The 9,599-nt window shown below is 45.3% G+C and carries 8 protein-coding genes; 7 read left to right on the top strand and 1 reads right to left on the bottom strand.

Features of this window, described 5'->3' with window-relative positions:
• Positions 1 to 6: 6 nt before the first annotated feature.
• A complete protein-coding gene (locus QNH46_RS21070) occupies positions 7 to 591 on the bottom strand; it encodes a transposase (RefSeq protein WP_283925899.1) in 585 nt (194 codons plus the stop codon).
• Positions 592 to 975: 384 nt separating this feature from the next.
• On the opposite strand from QNH46_RS21070, the gene QNH46_RS21065 reads away from it, so the two are divergent.
• From QNH46_RS21065 to QNH46_RS21035, 7 genes are all read left to right on the top strand, one after another.
• Entirely contained in the window at positions 976 to 1,128 is a 153-nt protein-coding gene (locus tag QNH46_RS21065; RefSeq protein WP_283925898.1) for a hypothetical protein, read from the top strand.
• Positions 1,128 to 1,499 carry a hypothetical protein gene (locus tag QNH46_RS21060; protein WP_283925897.1) on the top strand — a complete coding sequence of 124 codons (372 nt, stop codon included), beginning with the start codon at positions 1,128 to 1,130 and terminating at the stop codon, positions 1,497 to 1,499. The genes QNH46_RS21065 and QNH46_RS21060 overlap by 1 nt, the downstream gene beginning before the upstream one ends.
• A 428-nt stretch (positions 1,500 to 1,927) precedes the next feature.
• Positions 1,928 to 4,144, top strand: a complete 2,217-nt coding sequence (locus QNH46_RS21055; protein ID WP_283925896.1) for a helix-turn-helix domain-containing protein — start codon at positions 1,928 to 1,930, stop codon at positions 4,142 to 4,144.
• 35 nt (positions 4,145 to 4,179) lie between these two features.
• On the top strand, positions 4,180 to 5,772 hold the full coding sequence (locus QNH46_RS21050) for an extracellular solute-binding protein (protein WP_283925895.1): 1,593 nt from the start codon (positions 4,180 to 4,182) through the stop codon (positions 5,770 to 5,772).
• 252 nt (positions 5,773 to 6,024) lie between these two features.
• On the top strand, positions 6,025 to 6,972 hold the full coding sequence (locus QNH46_RS21045; RefSeq protein ID WP_283925894.1) for an ABC transporter permease: 948 nt from the start codon (positions 6,025 to 6,027) through the stop codon (positions 6,970 to 6,972).
• 13 nt (positions 6,973 to 6,985) lie between these two features.
• Positions 6,986 to 7,858: a carbohydrate ABC transporter permease gene (locus QNH46_RS21040; protein WP_213594007.1), complete on the top strand. Its 873-nt coding sequence runs from the start codon at positions 6,986 to 6,988 to the stop codon at positions 7,856 to 7,858.
• Between the two features lie 106 nt (positions 7,859 to 7,964).
• On the top strand, positions 7,965 to 9,566 hold the full coding sequence (locus QNH46_RS21035; protein WP_283925893.1) for an extracellular solute-binding protein: 1,602 nt from the start codon (positions 7,965 to 7,967) through the stop codon (positions 9,564 to 9,566).
• Positions 9,567 to 9,599: the final 33 nt, after the last annotated feature.

Below are 9,599 nucleotides of genomic sequence, written 5' to 3'. Positions count from 1 at the left end.
GAATTCTCATAATATAAAAATCTGTGACGCAATTATTGGAATATACAAAGCAAGGTAGCCTCTTGCTTTCCGTTTAGCTGCTTGAACCAACCCATTTAGTCCTTCTAGGAAACCATTCGTCATTTTGCTGTGAAACCAGCGTAAAACGCCTTCTTCATGCTGTTTAATGGTAGTTGCTAACTTAATCATGGGCTCCAGTTTGGAACGCTTTGCCCAGCTCATCCATTCCCCTAAGTATATATCCGCAAAGATATGCGGCTCCGACCAAAAATTTTGGAGAGCAAGCTTCAAACGGTAAGCATGACCTGTATTTAAATGCTGGTCTTTTAGGCGAAGTAACGTTTCTCGTTGTGTATCATTCAGGTTACTTTCGTTTTTTAGCCAAATATATTTTGTGTGCTTTAGTTCTGGTTGCTTTTTCTGCTCATTCTTACGTACTTCATCTACGGCTTCGTTGGCTAATTTCATCACATGAAATTTATCAAAAGTGATCTCGGCTTTCGGGAAAAACGTTTCAATGCCTCGGATGAATGCCGGAGACATATGGCAGCAGACTTCTTGAATCTGGTTCGAGATCAGTCCTTCTCCCAAGATTTTTACCGATCTCGCGGTTAGTCCATCCCAAACGTAGGACTTCTATCTGACTACGTTCGACTATGCTAAAATGAGTGTAGTTCATGTTCTGATTCTCCTTGTATAGGGGTGGTGTGGTAACTTCATTCTACACGAATCAGCCATGGACTATTTGTTATTCTCTTGGCACCTGTCGCACTTCATATTACAATCCGTCAAGTACAATAGCTTGGCAGTTTATTGGCTTTTCAGCGCTGAATTGGATTTTATCAACTGTACTTTCTTTTGGAATCGGAATGCTCTTTAGAAATGCTATCGTACCTTTAGCTTTTTTAGTTCCTCAGGTTTACAATCTTGGAAAGTATTTAGCACAAAGGTGGGAATGGGGGGGGGTATCTTCCTGTGGCAGCAGGTAATCTTCTCGTTGCAACACCAACAGCCCCTTATGAACATGATCCACTAAAAGGCGGTATCGTACTGCTGATATGGGTGACAATAGCTTTAATCACGTCTTTTTACGCTTTTATTCGTAGTGATGTAGGAGGAAAATATTGATGTACGCTGCATTGCGTAGTGAGAAAACTAAATTTTTTTCTTATGGGTGGTGTGTTCTAGGTGTAGTTGGAGCTATTATCATTCCCTTACTCTACTTATTAACATCCGATACACCAAAGATAGGGAGAGAGCAGGAGATCCTTTCTCTTTGCTTGCAAGCCCTTTATTTGGGTCAACCAGGAATTATTGTTGCCAGTGCAGGTTATTTTGGACAAGAATATTCGCACGCTGCTCTTAGAACAACACTTCTCACACAACCATCTAGATTAAAACTTTTATGTGCGAAATTTGTAAACATCGCCATGTTTGTTGTCTTTACAGGGGTTTATAGCACCTATCGCTATCATGCTCCCGCTTGTTTTGGGACTTAGCCACATGTTGTTTTCGTTTTTTCAGTTGGCTAAATTTTTACCTACTCTTGCTACAATGAATCTTTTTTCAATATCTGAGGTAAATATTTTTTTGGACAAATGGTCGGGGCTAGTGGTTCAATTTTCTTGGGTAGTATTATTATTTACTATTTCTGCTTACTTGTTTTTATATCGCAATGTTCGTTAATTACTATAAAATGAGATTAGTGCACCCCTAGGACTTATGGTTGAACCAAGGCTTTTCCAAAGTCTATTCTAGGGGTGCATTCCTTTAAATTTTAAATTTTAAATTTTGCAGGGTTAACAAGCCTCTATAGCGAATATATGGCTCAGGAATAAAAAAAGATAACTCCGAATAAAATGTGAATTAACAACATAGATGGTTTTCTTTTATAATCTATGAAACTGCTTTTTGGGAGATTAGCTCTATGAAAATGAACTGGTATTATCGAACGATTCTTTCATATGCTCCTATTCTCTTCGTCATCATTTCCTCGATGATCTTTATTATTTTCCTTGTATTGAATAATGCCTCCGAGAAGAAGTATAAGGAGACCAACAACGCGATCTTGAATCGTATGGTCTTTAATCTGGATGCTAATTTGATGTTAATTGAACGCAATGTAGTCAGCAAATTGTTAATGGATAACGACATCCAGGAGTATTTTTCCGATCGGCCCAAGCATGCTGTTGATGATTTCATGCTGCAGAAGAAAATTATCGAATTAAGTCTAGCCCTGCCTTTCTCCAATACGATTTATATGTACAATGAGGACGAGCAGCGGGTTATTTCGGATCTTGGCTCGTATGCGCTGGACTCTTTTGGCGATCGTGAATTTTTAATGTTTAACTTTGACAAGAAAGAGTCGACGGACTGGCATGATCCGCGCTTATTCGCCTATGCGGCTTTTGACGAAGACAAGCAGAAGGTTGTCTCGCTTGTGAAGTTCGCCTATACGGGGGATGAAGTACGTGGTGCCTTTGTCGTAAATGTGTACCAGCGATCTTTTATGGACTATCTTAACTCGTTAAATGAAAGCGATTCCAATTCAGTGCTGCTATTAGAAGGCGATGATAGTGCCCCATCGGCTTCGGACAGCGGGGCGGACATGATTATGGTTCAATCTGACTATACGGGCTGGAGGTTTGTTTCCCAGGGTGTATATGATAGTGGTTACAATATTTTGTCTCTCTTCTCTAGTGTATGGATGTTTATTCTGATCTTTATCATTTTATTGGCATTGGTCGGCTTTACCATCGTAACGCATATGCACTACAAGCCGATTCATTCCATTATGGAAAAGGTAGGCCAGTTTTCGAACCGAAAAAGTGAGGAGCTTGGCATCAAGGGGGCGAATAATGAGTTCACTTTTATAGAAATGGCCTTGGATCATCTGCTTAAGAGGTCTCTGGATTATGAGAATTTGCATAAGGAAGATTGTTTGCTGCGGCAGCAGCGTCTGTTTCACGACTTGTTGGCGGGCCATCTGTATTTAACGGACGAAGAATTCAAGCAGAAGCTTGCGGATTTGAGCCTGCCTGATGCGTATGACCGGCTAGGGGTTATCGTGGTGGAAATTGATCATTATTCTAGCTTTACTGACAAATACAAGGTCAAGGATCAGCATTTGCTCAAATTTATTATCGAAAGCGCCTTCCGCGACCTAGGGCAGAACCATCATTCATTTGTTTGGGACGTCTGGATGGAACCGCATCGAATCGCTTTTGTCATCCAGCATATTGCAGCCGATCCACGCAGCAGCAAAACGACGTCAGCCTACGCGGAGGAATTCCAAAAATGGATCAATCAGCATCTGGAGCTTACGATAACGATTGGGGTGGGGGCCGATTCCGATTCCATCGAAACCGTCGCGGATTCTTACCGCAATGCGCACGACAACGTTGAACTGAAAATGATTTTCGGAACGAATACGATCATTGATAATCGTAAGAGCGCCGGTAAATTGAGCCTGGACAATTACGTTTACCTGCAAGCTCTGGATCAGGCGGTTCAATCCTTCCGAATGAACGAGAGCGATTGGCGGGAGAAATTGACTCAGATTTTCACGGAATTAAGAAAGATGCGGTTTATGAAGCAAGACATGACTGGGCTTGTAAATATTTTCGCCAAGCGGATGGATCAGGCGGTTAACGCGTTATCACCGAACATTCAACAAATTTGGAAACAGGATTTTCAGCATCGGTTCGCCAACCTGAACGAAACGGCAGAAACGCTGGATGAGTTCGAATATCAGTTCATGGGCATCATGGCGATGTTCGAGGCTTGTGTGGATGAGGACCGGCAGGCTAGAAGACATCACAGCATTGCGATGCAAGCCAAAGGTTATATTGATGCGCATTTTGCCGATCCGGATCTGTCCCTGGCCCGGGTAAGCGATATTTTCAAACTTCAACCAAGCGCTCTTAGCCTGCTATTTAAAGAGGAACTGGGCGAGAAATTCGTTGATTATGTGTTGAAGATCAGAATGCAGCAGGCCAAACGGCTATTAATAGAAACAGAGGATTCGATCCAATCGATCGCAGAACAAATCGGTTACCAGAATGTGAATTCATTTTATCGGGCTTTCAAGAAGCTTCAAGACGTTCCCCCAGGGGAGTTTCGCAATATGTACCGCACCATATAGAACTCAGTTTAACAATCGAGGAGGAGGGGGTCTCCATGCCGTTTCTGCGGTCTTTAACTTCGATCATGGTGGTTACCGCCATCTTGTCATTCATGATGGGCTGTAACGGCCCTGCGGGATCGAATAAATCAGGCCATGCTGAGGGTGCCAGAGGACGCCTCGGGGCCGACGAATCCGCTTCGACTGATCGTTGGACAACGTTAAGAATCGAGCTGTTCGAACGTAATAACAAACCCGCTGGAGTAAATTCGATTACGGACAATTATATTACGCAGTATATTCAAAAGCACTTTGGAGATCCGGAACGAATCAAGGTTGAATTCATCACAATACCCAGGGCTGAAGAAGTGGGGAGACTGCAAGTGCTTATGGCCGCGAATCAAGCCCCGGATATCGTGTTTACGTACGATCTTCCTACGGTCTATAACTTTTTCACTCAAGGCAAATTAACCGATCTTTCTCCTTTGCTGGACCAGTACGGCCAAGACCTGAAAACCGTCCTGGGGGAGGAAATCCTAAGCTATGGACGCATAAATGGAATGCAATTTGCGATTCCGGCCAAACGGGTGCTAACTGCCCGTAGCACGACCCTGATCCGCGAAGATTGGCTCAAGGAAGCGGAATTGCCTCTGCCTGAAACAACAGAGCAGTTTTACCAAGCCTTAAAGGCATTCAAGAAGCTCAGGCTGGAGAAATACGGGGAAACCATTTATCCCTATGGACATATCGATTACTATCATATAGCGCCATTGCAGTACTCGTTTTGGGATTGGGACCGCATCACCGAGGAGGATTTATACGCCGATCCGGGATGGATAATGCCGGGGAACAAAGATGCGTTCAAACTTCTGAACCGGCTGTATCATGAAGGTCTGATCGATCCTGATTTCCATCTCGACAGGTATGCCCAGCAATTCCAGAAGCACCTGGTGAACGGCCGCGTTGGCGCCGCTACGCCCAATACGATTGAACCTGTGTATATGGGGTATTTGGCCGAGTTGCAGAAAAACGATCCAAACGCGATACTGACTCCCATTGATCCCTTCACCAATGCAAATGGCAAAAAAACAAAGCCGATTTTGGAAAAGACGGGCATGTACATTATGGTTCCAAAAACGAGCCGTAACGCCGAGGCAGCGATCAAGTATTTGAATTGGATGGCGCAGCCGGAAAACTATATTACCCTTCAGAACGGGATTGAGGGGGTAACCTACGAAATGGAGAATGGATTGCCAGTTACGCTGGAGAATGAAGAGGCGAACACTCTGCTATTTAATTATTTCGATTATTGCATCATTCTTAATGGCAAATATGTCAGCAGCACGGATGAACAGTTGAATCTGAAAGCCAATGCTTCGATTCCCAGCTTTGAAGACTTTGCGCTCCAGAGCGTGGAATATGGAATGAACGACGGAATTGCAACTCCGCGGATCCCAACCATCCTGCCATCTGAAATCAAATCCTCAGCTATCCTGAACGATAAGAATGATGAGATCTTTGTGAAAGTTCTTACGGCGAAACCTGAGGAATTCGATTCGGTTTATGACCAGGAGGTAGCAGAGTATATGATGATGGGGGGAAGGCAGGTCCAGGAGGAGAAACACCGCGCTTATCAGGATCATAAGTAGGACATAAATGAAGAAGCTGTCCTGGGGGATATGCATGACGCATGCATTCTTTCGAGGCGCTTCTTTTTTTTGTGCCTGAAATTTCGGCAGCTGGTCTGCCATGACAAAAAATAGTTAGGCATATAAAAAAGGTGAATAGGCCGCAAAAAAAAGGTGTGTGCCCCAAAATAATTGAGAATTTCGCAGGGGAAATTCCCTGTTGTATAGTTAGCTCCAAACAAACAACAGACTTCAGCGGAAAGGATGACGCCTATGCAAACAGAGGTGCGCCGGTCGGGTACAGAACTTCCCGTCAAACGACGGAATGCCATAACCGGCTTTAAACGGCAATGGCCGTTGTATCTCCTGATGGTATTGCCCATGACATTCTTTATTACATTCAAGTACATCCCTATGCTGGGGGTCGTGGTCGCTTTTAAGGACTACAACATTTTTAAAGGCATATGGGCGAGCGAGTGGGTTGGACTAGACGTGTTTCGGGAGATTTTCGCGATGCCGCAGTTTTATAAAGCGCTTCGCAATACTTTAATGTTAAATGTGATTTCATTGCTGACATTCCCGATTCCGATCATCTTGGCGCTTATGCTCAATGAGCTGCGCATCAACTGGTATAAGCGCTTGAGTCAAACTCTTTTGTACTTGCCTCACTTTATCTCCTGGGTCATTGTCGGCGGGATGGCTATTCAATTGCTGGCTACCCACACGGGCAGTGTGAATGAATTTATAAAAAGTCTTGGTGGACAGCCCATTCCGTTTCTCGAGAATACGATCATGTGGATCCTTACTTATACGGGAGCCGGAGTGTGGCATTATGCAGGCTGGGGAACGATTCTATATTTGGCAGCGCTTACAGGGATTAATAAGGAACTGTACGAAGCCGCAGAAGTGGATGGAGCCAGCCGATTGAGAAAGATTTGGCATATTGCGCTTCCCGGGATTAAACCGACCATCGTCGTGTTGTTCATTATCCAAATCGGGCGCATGGCGGACATCAGCTTTGAACAACCCTATGCTTTGCAGAACGGGTATGTGATGGATGTAGCCCAGGTCATCAGTACTTATGTATACACGGTCGGCATCCAGTCCGCGCAATTTGCGCTTGCGGCTGCCGTTGGATTATTCCAGTCGGTCGTCGGGCTGGTCCTGCTGCTTACGGCCGAACTGATTTCCAGAAAAGTCAACAATCAAGGAATCTTCTAAGGGAGGGACGTGCGTGATCAGGAATTCTTTTGAAAAAGTCATTGATATCGTCATCATCGTGCTTATCGGCATTTTTTCATTATTTTGCGTCGTGCCGATGATCCATATTTTTGCCTTATCCTTCAGCGGCAACAGGGCTATTATGTCGGGTGAAGTGTTCCTATGGCCCGTGGAATGGAACTTTCATTCCTATTCCGCGGTCTTCGGAGATGCATCCATGATGCGTTCTCTTGTTATTACGGTCATCCTGGTCGCCACATATACGGCAGTCGCTTTGGCGATGACCATCATGGCGGCCTACGCTTTAAGCCGCAGAAATTTTAAAGGCAGAAATATTATGTTTGGCCTAATTATCGTCACGATGTTCTTCAACCCAGGGATTATCCCCAATTACTTGCTTATAAAGGAACTGAGGCTGTTGGATTCACCTATGTCGCTCATTCTCCCGCTGATGATCAACGCCTTTTTGTTGATTATTATGAGGACTTCTTTTACCGGAATGCCCAATGAGCTGGAGGACTCAGCCTGGATCGATGGCTGCGGTCATTTTCGATTCCTGCTTCGGATCGTCCTTCCGCTGCAGCTGCCGATTCTGGCAACCATTGGATTATATTCCGCCGTGGATCGATGGAATATGTTCCAGGATGCTTTGTTCTATATCAGTGACAAAGACTTTTACCCGCTCCAGTTAAAGCTTTATCAGATGGTCATCAATAGCCAAGTGAACGATGCTACGGCGCAGGAAGGCTTCAACGCAGCGACCCCGATTCCGCAAGGCATCCAGTCGGCCAGTATCATGTTTGCCACCTTGCCGATTTTGCTGGTCTATCCTTGGCTGCAGAAGTATTTCATTTCCGGGATGCTTACAGGGGCCGTCAAGGGATAGACCTGCTAAGGCCGGAATGAATTGAATAGCTGCTCTTCGGCAGAAGTCTAGCGACGGGCTGCGCTGAAGGTCACTATATATAAACAATGAAAAGGGAGGCAATAGCATGCGAAAACCATATCGCTCGCCCCTGTTTGCTCTGCTGGCTTTGGTCATGAGTGTGACATTGGTGTTGGCAGGTTGCGGCAGCGGGGGAAATGGATCAAGCAAAGAAGGGAACGGAGGTAGTGCCGCCGATCCGTCCAAGGAAGCTAAAGGAGAACGGATTAAGCTCACCGTAGAACTGTTCGACAGAAATAATACGCCGGCTGGCGAGCCGCCAATTACGAAAAACTTTATGGCGCAGTACATCCAGAAAAATTTCGGCGACCCCAACAACATTGACGTAGAGTTTGTTACGGTTCCACGGGCGGAAGAAGTGGATAAGCTGAACGTGCTCATGGCATCGGGTTCCGCACCGGATATTGTATTCACGTATAACAAACCGACTGTACAAAACTATGTGAAAAGCGGCGGTCTGACCGATTTAGGCCCGCTCATTGATGAGCACGGACCCAACCTGAAGAAAGTATTGGGGCCTTCCCTGCCTTACGGCATCTTTGAAGGAAAACAATATGTCATCCCCGCGCTTCGCGTGATTCAGGCTCAAACGACGACTTTTATCCGCAAGGACTGGCTGGATCAATTAAATCTGCCGATTCCGCAAACGACGGAGGAATTTGTAAATACGATGCGAGCCTTTAAAGAAAAGGATCCGGGCAACACGGGAGGAAAAGTCATTCCTTACGGTTATATCGATGTGTTCCATATGATGCCTTTGGTAAATTCCTTCTGGAAGTGGGACGAAATTACCGACAAAGATTTGTATGCGGTTCCAAGATGGCTGCAGCCGGGCAGCAAGGACGGCTACCAGCTATTAAACCAGATGTACAATGAGGGACTAATCGACCCGGACTTCGCGCTCAGCGATGACTTCAGCCAAGCTTTCGCCCAGCAAGTCGTCAACAGCATTGCAGGCGCAGGCACGCCAAATACGAACGAACCGGTCTATAACGGCTACTATGCCAACTTGAAAGCGAATAATCCAGACGCTGTGCTTGAGGCCATCGATCCTTTCTCTACTCCTGATGGGAAACATCCGAAGCCCGTCTATGAACCAAACGGAGCCTATATAATGGTTCCGGCTACGAGCAAAAATGCGGTTGCGGCGATTAAGTACCTGAATTGGATGGCGGATCCTAACAATATACTGGTACTCCAAAACGGGGAGGAAGGCAAATCGTACGAGATGACTGCTGACGGACTACCTGTACTGCTGGATACGCCGGAAGCCCAAAACCTGCTGTACAACTACTATGATTACTGCATTATTCTCAACGGTAAATACATTTCAACGGAAGAGCCAGACAAAAACATCGCGGCCAATGCCTTTGACGCCAACTTTAAAGATTTCACGGTCAAAAGTATTCAAGCGGGCAATAACGATGGATATACCTTGCCTCGGGTAGATATTCCGGTAGATGCTGAGATCAAATATGCCAAAATCCTGGAGGATTTCGAAAAGGAAATGCTGGCCAAGATTGTGACGGCTAAACCGGATCAATTCGATAAGGTCTACGAACAGAAAGTTGGAGAATACATGGCTATGGGCGGAAAAGCTGTCATGGAAGGCAAAATGGCGGCATACGATGAGTTCTACAACCAGTAACTTATGAACTGGTCGGGCCTTTCGAGTGGGAGG

The sequence above is a fragment of the Paenibacillus woosongensis genome, assembly GCF_030122845.1.
Classification (GTDB): Bacteria; Bacillota; Bacilli; order Paenibacillales; family Paenibacillaceae; genus Fontibacillus; species Fontibacillus woosongensis_A.
The sequence above is the reverse complement of the archived record's forward strand: the minus strand, read 5'-3'. Positions and strand labels throughout refer to the sequence as shown.